This window comes from Streptomyces sp. 891-h, assembly GCF_022760275.1.
In the GTDB taxonomy this organism is placed as follows: Bacteria; Actinomycetota; Actinomycetes; order Streptomycetales; family Streptomycetaceae; genus Streptomyces; species Streptomyces spirodelae.
Map to the genome: position 1 here is coordinate 2,687,364 of NZ_CP050693.1, position 22,098 is coordinate 2,709,461.

Sequence of the window (22,098 nt, forward strand, 5' to 3'; positions counted from 1 at the left end):
TACGCAATGGTCGTTGCACAGCTTGCAACAGCACAGCAAGCAACGTCGCTACTGCTACCACGGAGACCGCATGGCAGCCCCAACCCCTTCCCCCGGAACCGCCTCCACCGGTGACGTCGCCCACGCAACGGCTGTGGCCCGCATCGCCGACGAGCCGGCCGACCACCGCTTCAAGGGGCTGCCCCCGGACGCTGCCGCCGCCGGTACCACCCTGGGCGAGCTGGCCGCCGAACGCCGCTCCCTGTTCACCGGCGGCTTCACCACCCCCGTCCTCGCCCTCTCCGCCGAGCGCCTGGAGCACAATCTGGCCGCGCTCGCCGACTACTCGGCGCGCCACGGCCTCGCCTTCGCCCCGCACGGCAAAACGACCATGGCGCCGCAGCTGTTCAACCGTCAGCTGGAGCACGGCGCCTGGGGCATCACGCTCGCCGTACCGCACCAGGCGCGGGTGGCGCGCGCCTTCGGCGTCCCGCGGATCTTCCTCGCCAACGAGCTGGTGGACGCCGCGGCGCTGCGCTGGCTCGCCGCCGAACTGGACGCCGACCCGGACTTCCGCTTCATCTGCTACGTCGACTCGCCGCAGGGCGTCGCGCTGATGGACGAGGCGCTGCGCGCCGCCGGGGCCCGGCGTCCCGTGGAGGTGGTGGTGGAGCTGGGCGCTGGCGACGGCGCACGCACCGGGGCGCGGACAGAGGCCGAGTGCGCCGCCATCGCGGACGCGGTGGCCGCGACCGGCACCCTGCGCCTGGTGGGCGTCGCCGGATACGAGGGCGAAGTGCCGGGCGCCGAGCTGGAGGCGGTACGCGGGTGGCTGCGGCGGCTGACCGGACTGGCCGTATCACTGGACGCCGCCGGCCATTTCGCGGACCTGGACGAGATCGTGGTCAGCGCGGGCGGCAGCGCCTGGTTCGACGCGGTCGCCGAAGCCTTCGCCGAACTGCCCACACTCTCGGCGCCGACGCTGAAGCTGCTGCGCTCGGGTGCCTACGTCTCCCACGACGACGGTCACTACCGCCGCCTGACGCCGTTCAACCGGCACCCCGACGAAGGGGGACTGCAGGCCGCCTTCACGCTGTGGACCCAGGTCGTCTCCCGTCCTGAGCCGGGGCAGGCGTTCCTCAACGGGGGCAAGCGGGACGCCGCCTTCGACCTGGAACTCCCCGAGCCGCACGTGGTGCGTGGCACCGCCCGGCCCGGGTCCGGCGAGGGCACCATGCGGGACGCCACAGGGCTTACCGTCACAGGGCTCAGCGACCAGCACGCCTGGCTGCGGGTGGCCGACGGCACCGAGCTGGAGATCGGCGAGTGGGTGGGCCTGGGGATGTCCCACCCGTGCACCATCTTCGACAAGTGGCAGGTGATCCCCGTGGTGGACGCCGAAGGCACGGTCACCGACCTGATCCGCACCTTCTTCTGAGGCGCGCTCCCCCATGGACACCGTCATCCGCGGCGCCCGCGTCATCGACGGCACGGGCGCACCCTCCTACCGGGCCGACGTCGCCCTCCGCGAGGGCCGTATCGCGCATCTGGCTCCGGAAGGGGCCCCGCGCCCCGGCGGCGCCCGCACCATCGACGCCGACGGTCTCGCACTGGCTCCCGGCTTCCTCGACATGCACGCCCACTCCGACCTGGCGATCCTCCGGGACCCGGCGCACACCGCCAAGGCGGCGCAGGGCGTCACCCTGGAAGTGCTCGGCCAGGACGGGCTGTCGTACGCGCCCACCGACGACACCACCCTCGCCGCGATCCGGGAGGCCATCACCGGCTGGAACGGCGACGGCGGCGACATCGACTTCGACTGGCGTACGGTCGGCGGCTATCTGGACCGCATCGACCGCCAGGGCACGGCCGTCAACGCGGCGTATCTGATCCCGCAGGGCAGCGTCCGGATGCTGGCCATGGGCTGGGAGGACCGCCCGGCGGCGCCGGACGAGCTGGCCACCATGAAACGCCTGGTCGCCGAGGGGATGGAGCAGGGCGCCATGGGCCTGTCCTCCGGGCTGACCTACACCCCGGGCATGTACGCCTCCGACGCCGAGCTGACCGAACTGTGCCGGGTGGTGGCCGCGTGGGGCGGCTACTACTGCCCGCACCACCGCTCCTACGGCGCCGGCGCGCTGGAGGCGTACGCGGAGATGGTGGCGCTCACCCGCGAGGCGGGCTGCCCGCTCCACCTCGCGCACGCCACCATGAACTTCGGCGTCAACCAGGGCCGCGCGCCCGAGCTTCTCGCCCTCCTGGACGCGGCGCTGGCGGACGGCGCCGACATCACGCTCGACACCTACCCCTACACACCGGGCTGCACCACGCTGGCCGCCATGCTGCCGAGCTGGGCCAACGAGGGCGGCCCCGAGGCGACGCTGGCGCGGCTGGCCGACCCGGCGACGGCGGCCCGTATCCGGCACGTGCTGGAGGTCGAGGGCGCCGACGGCTGCCACGGGGTACCGATCGAGTGGGACACCATCGAGATCTCCGGTGTCAGCGATCCGGCGCTGGCGGACCATGTGGGCCGTACGGTCGCCGAGTCCGCCGAGCTGCGCGGCGAGGAGCCGTGGGTCACGGCGCTGCGGCTGCTGACCGAGGACCGGCTCGGCTCGACGATCCTGCAACACGTCGGCCACGAGGAGAACGTCCGGGCGATCATGCGGCACCGGGTGCACACCGGGGGCAGCGACGGCATCCTCCAAGGCGCGAAACCGCACCCCCGCGCCTACGGTACGTTTCCGCACTACCTCGGCCACTACGTACGCGAGTTGGGCGTCCTCTCCCTGGAGGAGTGCGTCGCCCACCTCTCCGGCCGCCCGGCAGCCCGCCTCCGCCTGCCCGATCGCGGCCTGATCCGCGAGGGCTATGTGGCCGACCTGGTCCTCTTCGACCCCGAGACGGTCGCCGCCACCGCCACCTTCGCCGAACCGCGCTCCCTCCCGACGGGCATCCCCCACGTCTTCGTCGCGGGGCGCCCGGTCATCGAGGACGGCCACCGCACGGACGTCCTGGCCGGACGGGCAGTGCGGCGTACGGGGTGAGGGCTCAGTCCCGTACGGGGAAGTCGGAGGTGTCGATTTCGATCCGCTCCCCGCTGCTGAGCGTCAGCGTGAGGGGCTCCCCGTAAGGGATCTCCTTGACCTTGGCGTATCCCGTCGCGTGCGGCTCGGTCATCAGCGTGCAGAGCTTCTTGAAGGGGTCGGCGATCAGGTAGAGCTCGATCCCGAAGCGCGCGTACTTGGCGACGTTGCGGACGTAGTCCTTGTCGTCGTCGGGCCGAGAAGTGACCTCGACGGCAGCAAGAACATCCATGCAGTCGTAGCTGTCGCCGTGCCGCTCGGCTCCCTCGGCGAGGATTGTGAGGTCGGGTGCCGCGTCGTTCTCGCCGGGGAATCTCACCAACACGTCACCGAACACACGCTCCCTGGGGACGGCAGCTTTCCGGACGGCCGAACGCACCTCGTTCACCGTCCAGTCCTGCTCCGGGCTCTGCGGAGTCATGATCACTTCCCCGTCGAAAATCTCGACCCGGTATCCCTCAGGAACAGCGTCACGCGCGAGCAGATCATCCATCACCGTCACGGCCGCTCACCTCCTGTCTGCGCCCATTATGCGCGATCTCCACCAGCCCGGAGGGCCTACGCGTGGGTGTAGGCCACCAAGGAGATGCCCACGTAGTGGACGGCGAAGGCGGCCAGGGTGAAGGAGTGGAAGACCTCGTGGAAGCCGAACCAGCGGGGTGAGGGGTTGGGGCGCTTGATGCCGTAGATGACGCCGCCCACGCTGTAGAGGACGCCGCCGACGATGACGCACACCAGGACGGCGATCCCGCCCTTCCGCAGGAAGTCGGGCAGGAAGAAGACGGCCGCCCAGCCCATGGCGATGTAGCAGGGGGTGTAGAGCCAGCGGGGTGCGCCGACCCAGAAGACGCGGAAGGCGATGCCGAGACCTGCAGCTATCCAGATGCCCCACAGCAGCAGGTCACGGCGGCCGTCGGGCAGCAGCAGGATCGTCAGCGGGGTGTAGGTGCCGGCGATGATCAGAAAGATGTTGGCGTGATCGAGGCGCCGCAGCAGGGCGTTGATCCGGGGGCTCCAGTCACCGCGGTGGTAGAGCGCGCTGACGCCGAACAGCAGACACGCCGTCAAGGTGTAGATGGCGCAGGCGATCCGGCCGCGGCTGCTGTCGGCGAGCGCGGTCAGGAACATTCCGGACACCAGTACGGCGGGGAACATGCCCAGGTGCAGCCAGCCGCGCAGCTTGGGCTTGAGGGCCTGCGCAGCTGAGTGCGCCGAGGCGGACAGCCGTGAGGCGGCGGAGTGGGAGGCCGCGTGGGAGGCCGTGGCGGCGGCCGAGTGGGGCGAGGGGGCGCCCGCGGAGGGGGAGTCGGGCGCGGTCGAGGTGCCGGGGCTGGACGGTGACGCGCTGGACGACGGGGAGATCACAGCGGCAGGCTCCGAAGACGGGGACGCGGAGTCGGTCATCAGGCCATCGTACCCACGACACTTGTATGACCTACGGATGCGTAGGTTACGGGCCGCCAGCAGGCGGAATGACCCTGCGTGCCAGATGGGAAGACCCTACGTGTCGACGGCCACACATCCCCCGTCTGGACAGACAACCATTCACACCGCATGATCAGATGAGCATAAGCGGCACCGGATGAGCGACAAGACAAACTGCCACGAAAGCATCCGGGTCGTGGCCCCCAAGGGGCGCGCTGACAGCAGGCACAAAACCCTCAAACGTCTGGAGCGATCGTGGCGCGCAGTTCTGCGGCTCCCCTCACCTCTGTCCCGTCTTCCTCGAACCCTTCGACCACCGGGGACGCCCCCACCCGTCACCAGGAGTTGCTCTCCTGGGTCGACGGGATCGCCGAGCTGACCCAGCCCGACCGCATCGTGTGGTGCGACGGCTCCGAGGCCGAATACGACCGCTTGTGCGAAGAGCTGGTCGCCAAGGGCACGTTCACAAAGCTCGACCCCGTCAAACGGCCCAACTCCTACTACGCCGCCTCCGACCCGTCCGACGTCGCCCGGGTCGAGGACCGCACCTTCATCTGCTCCGAGAAGGAGGAGGACGCGGGGCCGACGAACCACTGGAAGGATCCCGCGGAGATGAAGGAGATCTTCGCCGGGGAGGAGGGCATCTTCCGCGGTTCGATGCGCGGCCGCACGATGTACGTCGTCCCGTTCTGCATGGGCCCCCTGGGCTCCCCGCTCTCCGCGCTCGGTGTGGAGATCACCGACTCCGCTTACGTGGCCGTCGCCATGCGCACGATGACCCGCATGGGACAGCCGGTGCTGGACGAACTGGGCGAGGACGGCTTCTTCGTCAAGGCCGTGCACACCGTCGGCGCCCCGCTCTCCGAGGGCGAGCACGACGTGCCGTGGCCGTGCAACCCGACCAAGTACATCTCGCACTTCCCCGAGACCCGCGAGATCTGGTCCTACGGCTCGGGCTACGGCGGCAACGCGCTGCTCGGCAAGAAGTGCTACGCGCTGCGCATCGCCTCCGTGATGGCGCGCGACGAGGGCTGGCTGGCCGAGCACATGCTGGTGCTCAAGCTGACGCCGCCGCGTGGGGAGTCCAAGTACGTGGCCGCCGCCTTCCCGTCCGCCTGCGGCAAGACCAACCTCGCCATGCTCCAGCCCACCATCCCCGGCTGGACGGTCGAGACGATCGGCGACGACATCGCCTGGATGCGGTTCGGCGAGGACGGCCGCCTCTACGCGATCAACCCCGAGGCCGGCTTCTTCGGCGTCGCCCCCGGCACCGGCGAGGACACCAACGCCAACGCGATGAAGACCCTGTGGGGCAACGCGGTCTTCACCAACGTCGCCCTCACCGACGACAACGACGTGTGGTGGGAGGGCATGACGGAAGAGCCCCCCGCGCACCTCACCGACTGGAAGGGCAACGACTGGACGCCGGAGTCGGAGACCCCGGCGGCCCACCCCAACGCGCGGTTCACCGTCCCCGCCGGGCAGTGCCCCATCATCGCCCCCGAGTGGGAGGACCCGCGCGGAGTGCCGATCTCCGCCATCCTCTTCGGCGGCCGCCGCGCCACCGCCGTCCCGCTGGTGACCGAGTCCTTCGACTGGCAGCACGGCGTCTTCCTCGGCGCCAACGTCGCCAGCGAGAAGACCGCGGCCGCCGAGGGCAAGGTCGGCGAACTGCGCCGCGACCCGTTCGCGATGCTGCCGTTCTGCGGCTACAACATGGGCGACTACTTCGGCCACTGGCTGGAGGTCGGCGAGGGCGCCGACCCCGCCAAGCTGCCGAAGATCTACTACGTCAACTGGTTCAAGAAGGACGAGAACGGCAAGTTCGTCTGGCCCGGCTTCGGGGAGAACAGCCGCGTCCTGAAGTGGATCGTCCAGCGGCTGAACGGGGAGGTCGAGGGCGTCGAGACCCCCATCGGCCTCCTGCCGCGGAAGGAGGACCTCGACACCGAGGGGCTCGGCCTGTCCGAGGCCGAGCTGGACTTCATCCTCGCCGTCGACCGCGACGTCTGGCGCGACGAAGCGGCGCTCGTCCCTGAGCACCTTGAGACCTTCGGCGACCACACGCCGCGTGCCCTGTGGGACGAGTACCACGCCCTGGTACGCCGCCTGGGCTGACGCCGCCACGCTGCGCGGGCCCAACCTGCTGCACTTGGGCAGCGGCACCTGCCCACTTGTGGGCAGTCGTTCCGCAGGGGCGCAGGGTGGGCAAGCGCAGCGGGAGCAGACTGCCCAAGCGCAGTGAGGGACCTAAACCAGCGCGCCCTCCACATCGGCGTGCGCCGCCAGGCGCGCTGTCATCAGGGCGGTGACCGCCTCGTCGCCGCGCGATGAGGCGACAGCGAGCGCGTTACCCGCAAGGGTGCGCGCCCGCGCATGGAGGGAGGCCACATGCGCGGCGTCGTCCCGCACAGCGGAAGGCTCGGCCCGCAACGGCACCCTCCCGCCGGCCAGGCGCCCCGCATGGGCGGCGAGCTCCTGCGCGGCGGCATCCAGCGAAGCGCTCGGCGTCAGAACCCGCAGCTCGTCGGTCACCGTCAGCAGTGCGGTCAGGTGCCCGGCGAGGCGGATGTCCAGCTCCTCCTCGCGGGTGCGGCGCGGCAGCCCTGGCTGGGTGCCCTCGGCCACGGTGTGGACCGATTTGGTGCGGATCGGTTCGTACATGGATGGCCTCCTGATGCTTCAGGAGGCCATCCTAACTTGGACAACGTCTAAAGTTGTCCCATGTTCATCGATCGATCACAGATGATCACGAACAGTCACGGCTGGCTGTAGCCGTCCAGGAAGCGGCCGATCCTGGTCACCGCGTCCCGCAGTTCGGTGACGCCGGGGAGATTGACGATCCGGAAGTGGTCGGGCTCGGGCCAGTTGAACCCGGTGCCGTGCACGATCATGATCTTCTCGGCGCGCAGCAGGTCGATCACCATCTGCCGGTCGTCCTTGACCTTGTAGACCTTGGGGTCCAGCCGGGGGAAGGCGTAGATCGCACCCTTGGGCCGTACACAGGTGACGCCGGGGATCTGCGTCAGGAGTTCGTACGCCGCGTCGCGCTGCTCGCACAGCCGGCCGCCCGGCAGTACCAGGTCCTCGATCGACTGCCGGCCGCCCAGCGCGGCGGCGACCGCGTGCTGCGCCGGCATATTGGCGCACAGCCGCATATTGGCGAGGATGGTCAGGCCCTCGATATAGCTCTCGGCGTGCGTCTTGGGGCCGCAGACGGCGAGCCAGCCGCTGCGGTAGCCGGCGACGCGGTAGGACTTCGACAGGCCGTTGAACGTCAGCGTCAGCAGATCGGGCGCGATGACCGTCGTCGGGGTGTGCGTGGCGCCGTCGTAGAGGATCTTGTCGTAGATCTCGTCGGAGCACACGACCAGGTCGTGGCGGCGGGCGATCTCGGTGAGGCCACGCAGGACCTCCTCGTCGTAGACCGCGCCTGTGGGGTTGTTCGGGTTGATGATCACGAGCGCCTTGGTGCGGTCGGTGATCTTGCGCTCGACGTCCGCGAGGTCGGGCATCCAGTCGGACTGCTCGTCGCAGCGGTAGTGCACCGCCGTGCCGCCGGCCAGGGAGACCGAGGCGGTCCACAGCGGGTAGTCGGGCGCCGGTACCAGCACCTCGTCGCCGTCGTCCAGCAGCGCCTGCATCGACATCTGGATCAGCTCGGAGACGCCGTTGCCCAGATAGATGTCGTCGACCGACAGTTCGATGCCCTGCTTCTGGTAGTGCTGCATCACCGCGCGGCGCGCCGAGAGCAGCCCCTTCGCGTCACCGTAGCCGTGCGCGGTGCCGACGTTGCGCAGCATGTCCTCGAGGATCTCCGGCGGGCAGTCGAAGCCGAACGCCGCGGGGTTGCCGGTGTTGAGCTTGAGGATCTGGTGGCCTGCCGCTTCCAGCCGCGTCGCCTCCTCCAGGACCGGGCCCCGGATCTCGTAACAGACGTTGGCGAGCTTCGTCGACTGGATGACCTGCATAACGCAACCCTACGGGCGCCTTTGACAGGCCGCCTCGTGTTTTCCCTCACCTCGGGGATCGCCCGGACGTCCTACACGATTGACAGACACTCTCATTTGAGAGCTGGTGGCGGCCCCCAGGGCGCTGCCGCGGCGGCACGGCGTGGAGAGCGGCAGCGTCCCGAAGATGGCCCTGCCCGGGGACGATGCCCGACAATAGATGCATGGCCCCCGCACGTACAGATGCCGCCGACGACGCCGCAGCGGACACAGATCTGCCCCCAGCCAAGCCGAGCCTGCGCGAGCGCAAGAAGCTCCAGACCCGCCAGGCCATCCGGCGGACCGCCTACCGCCTCTTCGAGGTCCAGGGGTACGACGCGACACCCGTCGACCAGATCGCCGCCGAGGCGGAGGTCTCCCCCAGCACCGTCTTCCGCTACTTCCCCACCAAGGAAGACATCGTGCTGACCGACGAGTACGACCCGCTGATCGAGCAGGCGCTGCGGGAGCGACCGGCGGGTGAGCCGCCGGTCGCCGCGCTGCGCGAGGCGCTGTACTCCTCGATCACCCGCATCTACCAGGCCGACGCCGCCGAGACCCTCCAGCGCATCCGCCTCATCCGGGACGTGCCCGCGCTGCGCGGCCGGATGAGCGAGCACTCCGCCGAGACGGCCTGGCTGCTGCGGCGCGCCCTCGCCGAGCGCACCGGCCGCTCCCCGGACGACCTGGAGCTGCGGATCGTGACCGGCGCCATGCTGGGGGCTCTGACCGAGGCCATGTACGCCTGGGTGGACACCGGCATGGCGGGCACGCTGGAGGACCTGCGCGCACTGGTGACGCGCGCGCTGGGCGTACTGGAGCGCGGCCTGACGCTGTAGCGGGGCGGCCCGGGCACAGCGCGAGGGTGCGCTGCCTCGCCGTCACCCGCGCAGGGCGGCCTCCAACGCCTCCGGCTCCGTGACCGGCGCCGTACACACGAACCCGCGGCACACATAGGCGGCGGGCCGCCCGTCCACCAGCCCCCGGTCCCGCAGCAGCGGAACATCGGACGTGCCCGGCGCGCCCACGGCCACCACGGCCCCCGGCGCACCGGCCAGCAGGGCAGCCCGATGCAGCGGGCCGAAGCGCTCCTCCCCCACCACGGCGACCTCCCGCGGTCCGTCCAGCAGCGCCTCGCCCACCGCGAGCCCCCACCCGATGAACCGCGGCGCACGCGAGGCCAGTTCGCGGACGACGCCGAGCGCCTGCTCGGCAGCCTCCCGGTACCGGTGCTCCCCGGTGTAGGCGCCGTAGGAGAGGAGCGCACCGGCGGCGGCGTTCCAGCCGGAGGGCACCGCGTTGTCGGTGGGGTCCTGGGGGCGGCGGATGAGCTGTTCGGCGTCGTCGGCCGTGTCGTACAGCGTGCCGTCCTCGCCGGTGAACCGCTCCAGCACGGTGTCCAGGAGGGTGCCGGCCCGCTGGAGCCATTCCGTCTCGCCGGTCACCGCGTACAGCGTCAGATAGCCCTCGGCGGTGTCGCCGTAGTCCTCCAGTACGCCGGCGCTGCCGCCCGGCACCCCGTCGCGGGAGGTGCGCACCAGTCTGCGGCCCTGGTCGAAGGTGTGCACGTCGGCGAGCAGCCGGGCGGCGCCGACGGCGGCCTCGACCAGGTCGGGCCGCTCGAAGCAGGCGCCGGTCTCGGCGAGCGCGGCGACGCCCAGGCCGTTCCAGGCGGTGACGACCTTGTCGTCGCGCTCGGGCCGGGGCCGCGCTGCGCGCGCCTCGAACAGCCTGCGCCGCAGGGACTCGAAGCGGGCGGCGTCCAGCAGCGGGGAGGCCCGGTCGGGGAGTTGCAGCACGGAGGCGCCGCCTTCGAAGGTGCCTTCCTCGGTGACGTGGAAGCACTCGGCGGCCAGTTCGGCGTCGGCCTCCCCCAGCACCTCGGCGAGCTGCGCCGGGGTCCAGACGTAGTAGGCGCCCTCGGCGTGGCCGCCGTGCCCGTCGTCGCTGTCGGCGTCCAGCGCGGAGGCGAAGCCGCCCTCGGCGGTGCCCAGTTCGCGGACCAGGAAGTCCGCCGTCTCCAGGGCGACGCGGCGGGCCCGCTCCGAACCCGTCGAGCGCCACAGGTGCGCGTACACGCGGCACAGCAGCGCGTTGTCGTACAGCATCTTCTCAAAGTGCGGAACGACCCATTCCGCATCGACCGAGTAGCGGGCGAACCCGCCTCCCAGTTGGTCGTAGATGCCGCCCCTGGCCATCGCCTCACAGGTCGCCTCGACCATCTGCAGCGCGCCCTCCGAGCCGGTGCGGGCGTGGTGGCGCAGCAGGAACTCCAGCACCATCGACGGCGGGAACTTCGGCGCCCCGCCGAAGCCTCCCCGCCGCGCGTCGAAGTCCTTGGTCAGCCCGAGCAGCGCGGCGCCCATCTCCTCGGCGCCGGGCGTCTGCGGCGCGGCCAGTTGGATACTGCGCTGCGCCAGATCCGCACTGATGCGCGAAGCAACGTCGGCGACCTCGTCCCGCCGGTCCTGCCAGGCGGTCCGCACGCCCTCCAGGATCTGCCGGAAGGAGGGCATCCCGTGCCGCGGCTCGGGCGGAAAGTAGGTACCGAAGTAGAACGGCTCCGCATCAGGCGTCAGAAACACCGTCATGGGCCAGCCGCCCTGCCCGGTCGCCGCCTGCACGGCCTCCATATAGACGGCGTCCACATCCGGACGCTCCTCGCGGTCCACCTTGACGCTGACGAAGTTCTCGTTCATCAGCCGCGCCGTCGCCTCGTCCTCGAAGCTCTCGTGCGCCATCACATGGCACCAGTGGCAGCTCGCATACCCCACACTCAGCAGCACCGGCACCCCCCGCCGCCGCGCCTCCTCGAACGCCCCTTCCCGCCAGGGCCACCAGTCGACGGGGTTCTCCGCGTGCTGGAGCAGATACGGAGAGGTCTCTTCCGCGAGTCGATTCGCCATACGGCCATGGTGACGCACACCCCGGACACCCGCCGCTACAGGTCGTCCACCGCCGTGAGGTCGATGTCGATACCGAACGGCTCGTCGAGCGTGAGCCGGCCGTGGAAGTTCCCGCGCAGCGTGTAGCCCTTGGCCACGGGGTCCAGCTCGTAGACCCGGACCACGGGGTGCATGCCTTCCCCGGCGCGCTCCACGAGCCAGAAGTGCGGGATGCCTGCGGCGGCGTACTTGCGGGGCTTGGTGTCGCGGTCCCGTGCCTCGGAGTCCGGCGAGACGACCTCGACGGCGAGGACGACGTCGGCGGCCTGGTAGCGGGACTGGTCCGGCCCAACCACCGCGTCGGCCTTGACGACGGAGATGTCAGGTTCGGGCCCGTTGCGTCGGTTGAGGACAACCGTCATCTCCCGCTTCACACGGAGCCGGTCCCAGGGCGCGGTTGCCCGGAGCCCGCTCACCAGGAGGTCGATCACGTCCGCGTGGAAATTGCGTTGCGGGCTCACGAAAACCAGGCTCCCGTCGATCAGCTCGGTGTGCGGCGGGAGGTCCGGCAAAGTCAGCAGGTCGTCCACGGTGTAGCCGTCCGGCGGCGGCACCGGCCAGTTGATCTCGTTCATCTGGGGAGCCGGTTCAGCGGTCATGGTTCCTCCCATGGACGGGATCCTGCACGCCCCCTCACGGTACCGGGACAGCTCCCCACAGCGGCCGCCCGAAAGAGTGACCGACGGTCATCAGTGCGGGGCGTGGGCGCCGCCCGTGGCTTCCCAGCCGGCCACCGCCAGGGCGCGGTAGGCGGTGTACGCGGCGGCGGGGTCGCCCTCGTCCACCCAGGGGATGGCGCCCACGTGGCCGTCCACGGCGGCGAGGGCTTCCATGGCCTCGCCGTAGCGCTCGGCGCGGACGAGGAACCAGACCAGCAGGTGCAGGACGTGGGGGCGCACCGGGTGGTCGTCCTCCACCTGGTCGACGGCGTACTCGGCGGCTTCGATCGCCTTGCTGATCTCCTCGCTCCGGTAGAGGCTGCGGACCATGTTCACGTCGGGCAGGTGGTCGTAGATCGCGAACAGCGGCAGCGCGGGCAGCAGGGAGCCCTCCGGGGCCTGCGCCGCGGCGGTGCGGGCGAAGGTGTCGACCTGCTCGTCGGAGCCGCTTCCCTTCGACGACCAGTAGGGCAGCGCCGCCAGGTGGGCGCCCATGTGGTCGGGGGCCAGGCGGCGGACGGTGGCCCACAGGGCCTCGAAGTCGGCCGCGCGGTAGCCGAGGTGGCGGGCGATGACCAGTTCGGTGAGGTGCGGCGTCGGGTCGGCCGGGGCGAGCTCGGCGGCGTCGTGCGCGACCTTGCGGGCCTCTTCCAGGATGATCTGCCGGGAGCCGGAGCCGGAGCCGGCGTCGGAGCCCGAGTCGGAGCCGGACTCGGCCAGCGCCTGGAAGACCAGGAACTGCGCGTAGACCTGGGCGCCCCCGTGGTCGCGCGGCTGCTGGGCGCGCCACTCCCGCAGCCACCGGGCGTCCCGCACCTGCGCGGCGGGCTGTTCCTTGCTGAAGGAGACCGCTTCCTGCGGCGCCTCGACGGCCGAGCCGTGCGCCCGGGAGCGCGCCAGTTCCATGGCGGCCGCTCCGGCGATGGACTGCACCCGCTGCCAGCGCAGCTCGTACTCGTCGCCGGTGAAGGCCAGCAGCCGTGCTACCGGCTGCCAGTCCTGGGTCCGCTGGGTCTCCTCCAGCGCCTCGACGAGCTCCCGGTCGGGGCCGGGCAGCCGTACGTCGAGCTGCTCGGAGGGGACGAAGCCGTACCCTGCCGTCGGGTCGGGCCCCTGGGTCAGCCCCGGGCTCCCGCCCTGGCGCAGCCGCCTGCGGCGCATCGCGGGGTAGACGGCCACGCCGAAGATGGCGACGAGTGCGATCAGGACGAGCAGGGCTTCCATGGCGTCGGGTCTCCACGCTGTGACGGGCTGGGGGGCACCTCCCGGCCGGGGGCCGGGAGAGGCTGGGTCGGGCCGTACGGGTCGTACGAGGGGGGCGGAGCTCGCCGCACAGGTCCCACTCCACCGTACGGCCCATTAGTCTCGCCCCCATGAGTGAGCAGCGCGACAACAGCAACGGCAGCGGGGCGGAAAGCACCCCGGAGACCCCGGGAACCCCGCATCAGGAACAGCGCGGCTTCGAGACCCTCGCCATCCACGCGGGGCAGGCCGCCGACAAGAGCACGGGGGCGGTCGTACCGCCCATCCACCAGGTGTCCACCTACAAACAGGACGGCGTCGGCGCGCTGCGCGGCGGCTACGAGTACAGCCGCTCCGCCAATCCGACCCGCACGGCGCTGGAGGAGAACCTGGCGGCGCTGGAGGGCGGCAGGCGCGGGCTGGCCTTCGCCTCCGGGCTGGCGGCCGAGGACTGCCTGCTGCGTACGCTGCTCACGCCCGGCGACCATGTGGTGATCCCCGACGACGCGTACGGCGGCACCTTCCGGCTGTTCGCCCGGGTCGCCGAGCGGTGGGGCGTGCAGTGGTCGGTTGCCGACTCCTCCGACCCGGCCGCCGTACGGGCCGTGATGCGCGAGCGCACCAAGGCCGTGTGGGTCGAGACGCCCTCCAACCCGCTGCTGGGCATCACCGACATCGCCGCGGTCGCCCAGGTGGCGCACGAGGCGGGCGCACGGCTCGTGGTCGACAACACCTTCGCCAGCCCCTACCTCCAGCAGCCGCTCGCGCTCGGCGCCGATGTCGTCGTCCACTCGACGACGAAGTACATGGGCGGCCACTCCGACGTGGTCGGCGGTGCGCTGGTCGTCACCGATCCGGCGCTCGGCGACGAACTGGCCTTCCACCAGAACGCGATGGGCGGCATCGCCGGGCCCTTCGACTCCTGGCTGGTGATGCGCGGCATCAAGACGCTGGGCGTGCGCATGGACCGGCACGGCGAGAACGCGGCCCGCGTGGTGCAGCTGCTGACCGCGCACCCGAAGGTCACCGAGGTCTTCTACCCCGGCCTGCCCACCCACCCCGGGCACGAGATCGCCGCCAAGCAGATGCGGGGCTTCGGCGGGATGGTCTCCTTCCGGGTCGAGGGCGGCGAGGAGGCCGCTGTGCGGGTGTGCGACAAGGCGCGGCTGTTCACGCTGGGTGAGTCGCTGGGCGGCGTCGAGTCGCTGATCGAGCACCCGGGCCGGATGACGCACGCCTCGGCGGCGGGCTCGGCGCTCGAGGTGCCCGCCGACCTGGTCCGGCTGTCGGTGGGCATCGAGTCCGCCGACGACCTGCTGGCCGATCTGACCCAGGCGCTGGACTGAGGGGCCGGCTCTCAGGGGCGCGGGGAACTGCTCCCCGGCCTCCGGTCGGGCGGCAAGGGGCACCGCCTCACCAGTCCACCGCAGGAGGCGTCGTCGTCGGGGGCGGTTCCGACCAGGGGCGGGCGGTGAGGGACCACGCGGCCAGCACCAGCAGGCCCGCCAGCACCACGCCCCACAGCGCCGTACGCAGTACCCGGCGGCGCCGCAGCAGCCGAGCCCCGTCCGCGAGGGCCCGTTCGGCGAGGTCGGCGGGTACGGGCTCGGCGGTGTGCTGCACCAACAGGCGCCGCACCTCGGCTTCCTTGCGGTCAGGCAGGCTCATGCGCCGCCCTCGCATCCTCGCGAGGGCGGCTGAGCACCGTCGCCATGGCCCGGGTGTGCAGCGCGCGCACCCGTTCGACGGGCAGGCCCAGCCCGGCTGCGACCTGTTCCTCGCCCACGCCCTCGTGCAGCCGCAGCACCAGCACCAGCCGTTCCTGCGGTGACAGCACGCCCAGCAGGCCACCACGCGAGCGGCGGTACCGCCAGCCGGTGTGGGCGAAGCGCGCTGCCAGCAGCTGCCGGGTGCGCTCGTAGGGGTCCTCGCCGTGCAGCCGCCCCCAGTCGGCGCGGGTGCGCGCGAGCGCCCACACCAGCAGCCGTTCGGCCTCGGGCGCGGCGCCCGGGGGCTCGGCGGTCAGCAGTGTGGCGGCATGCAGCAGCCGGCCACCCGCGCCCGCGACGAACGCCTCGAACTCCCGGGCGCGGAGGCGCTCCTGCCGTGCCTGATGCTCTCGCACGCCGCCTCCCGTGCCGCCTATAGGACGGCAGGCGGGCAGATCAAATCAAGAGGCGCGGCAAGGACCGGTTTCCCGAACGGCGGGAGGTGTCAGGAGCCGGACCCGGGGGGCTGCGCGAGGCTGCTCGGGTTCAGTTCGAGCATCGCGTTGTTGAACCGGGTCAGCAGCTTGCAGAAGGTCCCGCGTTCCTCTTCCGTCCAGTCCTTGGTGATCAGCTGCATCAGGTTGCGGCGCGAGGAGCGGACCTCCTCCAGCCTGGCCTCACCGCGCGGCGAGAGCTGGAGGACGACGGCACGCCCGTCCTCGGGGTGCGAGGTCCGCTTGACCAGGCCGGACTCGACGAGCGGTGCGACCTGCCGGGTCACCGTCGAGGAGTCGATGCCCATGCCGGCTGCGAGCGCCTTGACGCCCATCGGCCCCTCCTGGTCGAGGCGGTTGAGCAGGAGGTAGGCCGCACGGTCCATGGAGTTGCGTGCCTGGCCGAGCCCGCCGAGCCGGGTCTGCTCCGCACGGCGCGCGTATACGGCGAGCTGGTGCTGCATGGCGTCCAGTACGGCGGTTCCGGAAGCGGCTTCGGGGGCGGTTCCGGAGGCACCGTCGGCAGGCACCGCGGGGTTTTCGTCCGGCGCGTCGGGGGTGTCTGTCGTCATGTCCGGGTGCGTGGGCATGGCAGGTGCGCTCACTTCGTCGGTCTGCGGGATTTTTTGTGGAGTTTTGACAGTTCTGGGGTGGTCTGTTGAATACGTCGACGTGAGGTGGTGGGCACAGAGTACGCGGAGCGGGGCGTAGACGTACCTCCAGTGCACAAACCAGTGACGCGTACCACCCCGCGCCCGCGCGGGGGCGCGCGGCGACGCTGCCCGCCCGTGGGCCCGCCAGCCCGCCCGCCGACTGCCAGACTGGCGGAATGGTCACCAGTGCAACACCCCCTTCCTCCCCCCACCACCACGGACTTCCCGTCTCGCTGGACGACGTGCGCCTCGCCCGCAAGACCCTCGCGGGCGTGGCCCGTACGACGGCCGTGGAGGGCAGCCGGCACCTCTCCTCGCTGGTCGGCTCCCCCGTCCACCTCAAGTGCGAGAACCTCCAGCGCACCGGGTCGTTCAAGCTGCGCGGCGCCTACGTACGGATCGCCGGGCTCTCCGCCGAGGAGCGGCAGCGCGGGGTGGTCGCGGCCAGCGCGGGCAACCACGCGCAGGGCGTCGCGCTGGCGGCCTCCCTGCTCGGGGTCCCCTCCACGGTGTTCATGCCGGTGGGGGCGCCGCTGCCGAAGGTGGCGGCGACCCGCGAGTACGGGGCACGGGTGCGGATGCACGGCCAGGTCGTGGACGAGACACTGGAGGCCGCCAAGGAGTACGCGCACGCCACCGGCGCCGTCCTCATCCATCCCTTCGACCACCCGGACGTGGTGGCGGGCCAGGGCACGCTGGGCCTGGAGCTGCTGGAGCAGTGCCCCGAGGTGCGGACCGTCGTGGTGGGCGTCGGCGGCGGCGGGCTGCTCGCCGGGATGGCGGTGGCCATCAAGGAACTGCGGCCCGATGTCCGGCTCATCGGTGTGCAGGCCGAGGGCTCGGCCGCGTATCCACCGTCGCTGCGGGCCGGACGCCCGGTGGCGCTGGACTCGGTCTCGACGATGGCGGACGGCATCAAGGTCGGCAAGCCGGGCGAGGTGCCGTTCGAGATCATCCGCACGCTGGTCGACGACATCCGCACGGTCTCCGAAGACGCCCTCTCCAGCGCCCTGTTGCTGTGCCTGGAGCGGGCCAAGCTGGTGGTCGAGCCGGCCGGGGCGAGCTCGGTCGCGGCCCTGCTGTCGGCTCCGCACAGCTTCGAGGGGCCGGTCGCGGCGGTGCTCTCGGGCGGGAACGTCGACCCGCTGGTCCTGCAGCGGACGCTGCGCCACGGGATGGCGGCTGCGGGGCGCTATCTGTCGCTGCGGCTGCGCCTCTCGGACCGGCCCGGGGCGCTCGCGGCGCTGCTGGGGGAGCTGTCGGTGATGGACGCCAACGTGCTGGACGTGGGCCATGTGCGCACCGATCCGCGGCTGGGCCTGGACGAGGCGGAGGTGGAGCTGCACCTGGAGACGAAGGGCCCGGAACACTGCGTGGACGTCGCCTCGGGACTGCGTGCGGCGGGGTACACGGTCATGAGCTGACGGAGCCGCTCCGGCGGCCGGCGGTGAGCGCCGACCGCCACGCGGGAACGCGCACTATCGCGAGTGGGCCGCCGGCGCCGCCCTCAAAAAGCGGTTGACGCGATACATCGCGTTATTCCATACTGCCGCGTGACGCGATCCGTGACGCGATCGCCGCGTGGCGACCCGCGCGGCGCGGCGAACACGTCCCGACCACGTCGCCGTACCCGCCGGACTGCCGGACCTGTCCGGCGGATCTAGCATCTTCGTAGAGCTCTCACGCTCCACACTCTGGGAGTCCATCCATGCCAGGTGCCATTTACGCCGAGGGGCTGGTGAAGACCTTCGGCGAGGTCAGGGCTCTGGACGGCGTCGATCTCGACGTCCCCGAATCCACCGTGCTCGGCCTGCTGGGGCCCAACGGCGCGGGCAAGACCACCACGGTCCGCGTGCTGACCACCCTCTTGCGGCCGGACGCGGGCCGCGCCGTCGTCGCGGGTGTCGACGTACTCAAGGACCCCACCAAGGTGCGCCGTTCCATCGGCCTCTCGGGCCAGTTCGCCGCCGTGGACGAGTATCTGACAGGTCGCGAGAACCTGCAGATGGTCGGGCGGCTCTACCAGATGTCCGCGCGGGACGCGAAGAAACGCGCTGACGAGCTGCTGGAGCGCTTCAACCTGGCCGACGCCGCCACCCGTACGACCAAGACCTACTCGGGCGGTATGCGCCGGCGCCTCGACCTCGCCGCCGCGCTGGTCGTCAGCCCGCCCGTGATGTTCATGGACGAGCCGACCACGGGCCTGGACCCGCGCAACAGGCAGCAGCTGTGGGAGGTCATCGAGGAGCTGGTCGCGGGCGGTACGACGCTGCTGCTGACGACGCAGTACCTGGAGGAGGCCGACCGGCTCGCGCACGACATCGCCGTCGTCGACCACGGCAAGGTCATCGCGCGCGGCACCTCCGACCAGCTCAAGGCGCAGACCGGCGGCGAGCGCATCGAGGTCGTCGTCCACGAGCGCGAGCACATCCCCACCGCCGAGGAGGTCCTCAACAGCTACGGGATACGCGGTACGGCGCACGAGGGGTGCACCGTCGAGCAGCACACCCGCAAGCTGACCGTCCCGGTCACCGGCGGCGCCAAGCTGCTGGCCGAGGTCATCAGGGAGCTGGACACCCGCGGCATCGAGATCGACGACATCGGCCTGCGCCGCCCCACCCTCGACGACGTCTTCATCTCCCTGACCGGCCACGCGGCCGAGGGCGAGCGGGACCCGGGGGCGGCCGGCCGGAACACGACCGAGGAACCCCCCGAGGATTCCCCCGAGCCCCAGGAGGCCACCAAGTGACGGCCACAGCACAGGCCGCCTCGCCCACAGCGCCCCGCGGCCGGGGCGGCATCGCACAGTCGGTCACCGACTCACTCGTGATGGCCAAGCGCAACCTGATCCGCATGGTGCGCATCCCCGAGGTCGTCATCTTCGGGCTGATCCAGCCGATCATGTTCGTGGTGCTGTTCAGCTATGTCTTCGGCGGCTCCATCAAGGTCCCCGGGGCCGGGACCAGCGCCAGTTCCTACCGCGAGTTCCTGATGGCGGGCATCTTCGCGCAGACCGTCACCTTCGCGACGGCGGGGGCCAGCGCGGGCATCGCCGAGGACATGCACAAGGGCCTCGTCGACCGCTTCCGCTCACTGCCGATGACCCGCGGCGCCGTACTGACCGGGCGCACCCTCGCCGACCTCGTGCAGACGGCGCTGACCTTGGTCGTCCTCGCCGTCGTCGCGGCGATCGTCGGCTGGGCCCCGCACCACGGCCTGCTCGACGCCCTCGCCGGCTTCGGCCTGCTGCTCCTTCTCGGGTACGCCTTCACCTGGATCGGCGCCCTGATCGGACTCTCCGTACGCACTCCGGAGGCCGCCACCTCCGGCGGGCTGATCTGGCTGTTCCCGCTGACCTTCATCTCCGTCGCGTTCGTGCCCTCGCAGAACATGCCCGCGTTCCTGCAGCACGTCGCGGAGTGGAACCCGTTCAGCGCGACGGTGGTCGCCTGCCGCGAGCTGTTCGGCAACCTGCCGCCCCGCTACCCGGTCCCGGACGCCTGGCCGATGCAGCACCCGGCGTGGGCCTCGCTGCTCTGGTCGGTCGCCATCATCGTGGTCTTCCGCACCCTGGCGGTACGCAAGTACCGCTCGGCGACGGGATAGGCCCCCCGGGGCAGACCCCCGGAGGGGCCCCCGACCCGCGAACGGCGGACGGCCCGCGCTCTGCGCGCGGGCCGTCCGCCGTCGGTCTCTTGGTGCTCCGGGGCTCCCCGTGGGGCCCGCCCCCTGCGACTCAGCTCCGGTAGGGCTTGGCCTCCAGGATGCGGACGGAGGCCATCTTGCCGTTCGGCAGCTCGTACTCGGCGTCCTGACCGACCTTCTTGCCCATCACACCGGAGCCCAACGGCGACTGCGGGGAGTACGTCTCGATCTCCGAGCTGGCGTACTCGCGGGACGCCAGCAGGAAGGTGATGGTGTCGTCCTCGTCGCCGTCGAAAGCGATCTTGACCACCATGCCGGGCTCGACCACACCGTCGTCCGCCGGAGCCTCACCGACCTTGGCGTTCTCCAGGAGCTGCTGAAGCTGGCGGATCCGCAGCTCCTGCTTGCCCTGTTCCTCCTTGGCCGCGTGGTACCCGCCGTTCTCGCGGAGGTCGCCCTCCTCGCGAGCCGCCTCGATCTTCTTGGAGATCTCGGTGCGTGCAGGACCCGACAGGTACTCCAGCTCGGCCTTGAGCTGGGCGTACGCCTCCTGGGTCAGCCAGGTGACGTTGTCGCTGGTCTGGGTCACAGGTGCTCCTCGTCGGTACTGGGATATCAGCTGATGCAGCAAACGCCCTACCAGAAAGGGTGCGCCTTCACTGGTGGGCGAAACCACGAGCTTAACAATTTCGGCGGAAAAGGGAAGAAGACCCGGACTCCGCCGCAGGTCAGCGTGGTCGACCGGACATACCGGTGAGCCCTGCCCCCGCCGGCACCGGGCTCACTTCTTCTGGCAGCCCACCAGCTCCACGCTCGTGGCGCGGTCCGTCGAGCGCATCGGGACCACCTTGTCCACGCGGGAGGCCCCCGCGGGGAACTCCGCGTCCTTGCGGGCGACCTCGCTGCCGTTCTCTGCGCGAGCACGCAGCGTGCACACACCGGCCACGTCCGCGTCCTTGCGCACCTCCAGATGCACTTGAACCGCGCTGTCGGAGGCGACCCGCCACTTGATCACCTCGCCGCTGACGTCCTGGCCCGAGACGTAGGAGATCCCGATCCAGCCGACCAGCGCGAGCAGCAGCACACCCAGCACACCGCCGGTGATCTTCAGTCGACGGTCCGTACGCGCCTCGGCGCCCGCTGTCCCACCCCCGGCGCCGCCCGACGTACGCCCGTAACGCCCTTCGGGGACCTGTTGGCGCAGGTCAACCATGGTCCGTTCCTCTCGGCATGGGCTCCGGCGGCTCCTTGCGGGCCCGGTCGGAGCCGAGCGGGGTGTACCGGGAATACATCGCGGTGCTGATTCGGTCACTATAGAAGCCGCTCGCGAAACCGCCGAGGGCGGGCCGGGCCGATGGCGGAGCCGCTTTGACCTATGAGGATTGAGTTGTGACTGAGCAACTGCGACTGATGGCCGTGCACGCGCACCCCGACGACGAGTCGAGCAAGGGCGCGGCCACCATGGCGAAGTACGTCGACGAGGGGGTGGACGTGCTCGTCGCCACGTGCACGGGGGGAGAGCGGGGCTCCATCCTCAACCCGAAGCTCCAGGGCGACACCTACGTCGAGGAGCACATCCACGAGGTGCGCCGCAAGGAGATGGACGAGGCCCGGGAGATCCTGGGCGTGAAGCAGGCGTGGCTGGGCTTCGTCGACTCGGGGCTGCCCGAGGGCGACCCGCTGCCGCCGCTGCCGGAGGGCTGCTTCGCCCTCCAGGACGTGGACGAGGCCGCCGGTGCGCTGGTGCGGCTCATCCGCGAGTTCCGTCCCCAGGTGATCACCACCTACGACGAGAACGGCGGCTACCCGCACCCCGACCACATCATGACCCACAAGATCTCGATGGTCGCCTTCGAGCACGCCGCCGACACCGAGAAGTACCCGGAGGCGGAGTTCGGCCCCGCGTGGCAGCCGCAGAAGCTCTACTACAACCAGGGCTTCAACCGGCAGCGGACCATGGCGATGCACAACGCCATGCTGGAGCGCGGCCTGGACTCGCCGTACACCGAGTGGCTCGAGCGCTGGGAGAAGATGGGGATCAAGGAGCGCCAGATCACCACCTACGTGCCCTGCGGCGAGTTCTTCGAGATCCGCGACAAGGCGCTGATCGCGCACGCCACGCAGATCGACCCCGACGGCGGCTGGTTCCGCGTCCCGATGGAGATCCAGAAGGAGGTCTGGCCGACCGAGGAGTACGAGCTGGCCAAGTCCCGGGTGGAGACCTCCCTCCCCGAGGACGACCTCTTCGCGGGGATCCGCGAGAATTGACGGT

General features: G+C 71.0%; 21 protein-coding genes. 9 read left to right on the forward strand and 12 right to left on the reverse strand.

What is annotated here, in order from left to right; genetic code table 11:
- Positions 1-70: 70 nt before the first annotated feature.
- On the forward strand, positions 71-1,417 hold the full coding sequence (locus HC362_RS11455; protein ID WP_243083859.1) for an alanine racemase: 1,347 nt from the start codon (positions 71-73) through the stop codon (positions 1,415-1,417).
- 13 nt (positions 1,418-1,430) lie between these two features.
- Complete coding sequence (locus HC362_RS11460; protein WP_243083860.1) at positions 1,431-3,026, forward strand: D-aminoacylase; 1,596 nt, start codon at positions 1,431-1,433, stop codon at positions 3,024-3,026.
- A gap of 4 nt (positions 3,027-3,030) precedes the next feature.
- On the opposite strand, the gene HC362_RS11465 is transcribed toward HC362_RS11460, so the two are convergent.
- Both HC362_RS11465 and HC362_RS11470 read right to left on the reverse strand, forming a co-directional pair.
- A complete protein-coding gene (locus HC362_RS11465; protein ID WP_243088499.1) occupies positions 3,031-3,558 on the reverse strand; it encodes a Uma2 family endonuclease in 528 nt (175 codons plus the stop codon).
- A 65-nt stretch (positions 3,559-3,623) separates the two neighbouring features.
- A complete protein-coding gene (locus tag HC362_RS11470; RefSeq protein WP_243083861.1) occupies positions 3,624-4,469 on the reverse strand; it encodes a hemolysin III family protein in 846 nt (281 codons plus the stop codon).
- A 366-nt stretch (positions 4,470-4,835) separates the two neighbouring features.
- On the opposite strand from HC362_RS11470, the gene HC362_RS11475 reads away from it, so the two are divergent.
- Positions 4,836-6,608, forward strand: coding sequence for a phosphoenolpyruvate carboxykinase (GTP) (locus tag HC362_RS11475; protein WP_243088500.1), 1,773 nt, complete (start codon positions 4,836-4,838; stop codon positions 6,606-6,608).
- Positions 6,609-6,740: 132 nt separating this feature from the next.
- Here the strand turns inward: HC362_RS11475 and HC362_RS11480 are convergent, their stop codons facing one another.
- Together HC362_RS11480 and HC362_RS11485 are read right to left on the reverse strand one after the other, a co-directional pair.
- Complete coding sequence (locus HC362_RS11480; RefSeq protein WP_243083862.1) at positions 6,741-7,154, reverse strand: hypothetical protein; 414 nt, start codon at positions 7,152-7,154, stop codon at positions 6,741-6,743.
- Between the two features lie 95 nt (positions 7,155-7,249).
- The gene (locus HC362_RS11485; protein ID WP_243083863.1) at positions 7,250-8,461 is read right to left on the reverse strand and encodes a pyridoxal phosphate-dependent aminotransferase; all 1,212 of its coding nucleotides are present in this window, start codon (positions 8,459-8,461) and stop codon (positions 7,250-7,252) included.
- A 203-nt stretch (positions 8,462-8,664) separates the two neighbouring features.
- Between HC362_RS11485 and HC362_RS11490 the strand changes: the two genes are divergently transcribed.
- Positions 8,665-9,318 (forward strand): TetR family transcriptional regulator, encoded by a 654-nt coding sequence (locus HC362_RS11490; protein ID WP_243083864.1) that lies wholly within the window; start codon positions 8,665-8,667, stop codon positions 9,316-9,318.
- A 42-nt stretch (positions 9,319-9,360) separates the two neighbouring features.
- Here HC362_RS11490 and HC362_RS11495 read toward each other — a convergent pair whose 3' ends face one another.
- The 3 genes from HC362_RS11495 to HC362_RS11505 all read right to left on the reverse strand — a co-directional run bounded on the left by HC362_RS11495 (position 9,361) and on the right by HC362_RS11505 (position 13,307).
- On the reverse strand, positions 9,361-11,385 hold the full coding sequence (locus tag HC362_RS11495) for a thioredoxin domain-containing protein (RefSeq protein WP_243083865.1): 2,025 nt from the start codon (positions 11,383-11,385) through the stop codon (positions 9,361-9,363).
- A gap of 35 nt (positions 11,386-11,420) precedes the next feature.
- On the reverse strand, positions 11,421-12,035 hold the full coding sequence (locus tag HC362_RS11500; RefSeq protein ID WP_243083866.1) for a Uma2 family endonuclease: 615 nt from the start codon (positions 12,033-12,035) through the stop codon (positions 11,421-11,423).
- 78 nt (positions 12,036-12,113) lie between these two features.
- On the reverse strand, positions 12,114-13,307 hold the full coding sequence (locus HC362_RS11505; protein ID WP_243083867.1) for a hypothetical protein: 1,194 nt from the start codon (positions 13,305-13,307) through the stop codon (positions 12,114-12,116).
- Between the two features lie 149 nt (positions 13,308-13,456).
- Between HC362_RS11505 and HC362_RS11510 the strand changes: the two genes are divergently transcribed.
- Positions 13,457-14,671, forward strand: coding sequence for a cystathionine gamma-synthase (locus tag HC362_RS11510; RefSeq protein WP_243083868.1), 1,215 nt, complete (start codon positions 13,457-13,459; stop codon positions 14,669-14,671).
- A gap of 67 nt (positions 14,672-14,738) precedes the next feature.
- Here the strand turns inward: HC362_RS11510 and HC362_RS11515 are convergent, their stop codons facing one another.
- The 3 genes from HC362_RS11515 to HC362_RS11525 all read right to left on the reverse strand — a co-directional run bounded on the left by HC362_RS11515 (position 14,739) and on the right by HC362_RS11525 (position 15,992).
- A complete protein-coding gene (locus HC362_RS11515; RefSeq protein ID WP_243083869.1) occupies positions 14,739-14,993 on the reverse strand; it encodes a hypothetical protein in 255 nt (84 codons plus the stop codon).
- Complete coding sequence (locus HC362_RS11520; RefSeq protein WP_243083870.1) at positions 14,980-15,450, reverse strand: sigma factor-like helix-turn-helix DNA-binding protein; 471 nt, start codon at positions 15,448-15,450, stop codon at positions 14,980-14,982. Before HC362_RS11520 ends, HC362_RS11515 begins: the two co-directional genes overlap by 14 nt.
- 89 nt (positions 15,451-15,539) lie before the next feature.
- Positions 15,540-15,992 (reverse strand): MarR family transcriptional regulator, encoded by a 453-nt coding sequence (locus HC362_RS11525; RefSeq protein WP_243088501.1) that lies wholly within the window; start codon positions 15,990-15,992, stop codon positions 15,540-15,542.
- Between the two features lie 365 nt (positions 15,993-16,357).
- Here HC362_RS11525 and ilvA point away from each other — a divergent pair, with 365 nt between their 5' ends.
- From ilvA to HC362_RS11540, 3 genes are all read left to right on the forward strand, one after another.
- Entirely contained in the window at positions 16,358-17,605 is a 1,248-nt protein-coding gene (ilvA, locus tag HC362_RS11530) for a threonine ammonia-lyase (protein ID WP_243083871.1), read from the forward strand.
- A gap of 284 nt (positions 17,606-17,889) precedes the next feature.
- Positions 17,890-18,930, forward strand: coding sequence for an ATP-binding cassette domain-containing protein (locus HC362_RS11535; RefSeq protein ID WP_243083872.1), 1,041 nt, complete (start codon positions 17,890-17,892; stop codon positions 18,928-18,930).
- A complete protein-coding gene (locus HC362_RS11540) occupies positions 18,927-19,787 on the forward strand; it encodes an ABC transporter permease (protein ID WP_243083873.1) in 861 nt (286 codons plus the stop codon). Before HC362_RS11535 ends, HC362_RS11540 begins: the two co-directional genes overlap by 4 nt.
- Positions 19,788-19,917: 130 nt before the next feature.
- On the opposite strand, the gene greA is transcribed toward HC362_RS11540, so the two are convergent.
- Together greA and HC362_RS11550 are read right to left on the reverse strand one after the other, a co-directional pair.
- Complete coding sequence (greA, locus tag HC362_RS11545; RefSeq protein ID WP_243083874.1) at positions 19,918-20,415, reverse strand: transcription elongation factor GreA; 498 nt, start codon at positions 20,413-20,415, stop codon at positions 19,918-19,920.
- A gap of 192 nt (positions 20,416-20,607) precedes the next feature.
- A complete protein-coding gene (locus tag HC362_RS11550; protein ID WP_243083875.1) occupies positions 20,608-21,039 on the reverse strand; it encodes a DUF4307 domain-containing protein in 432 nt (143 codons plus the stop codon).
- 176 nt (positions 21,040-21,215) lie between these two features.
- Between HC362_RS11550 and mca the strand changes: the two genes are divergently transcribed.
- On the forward strand, positions 21,216-22,094 hold the full coding sequence (gene mca / locus HC362_RS11555; protein WP_243083876.1) for a mycothiol conjugate amidase Mca: 879 nt from the start codon (positions 21,216-21,218) through the stop codon (positions 22,092-22,094).
- Positions 22,095-22,098 lie beyond the last annotated feature (4 nt).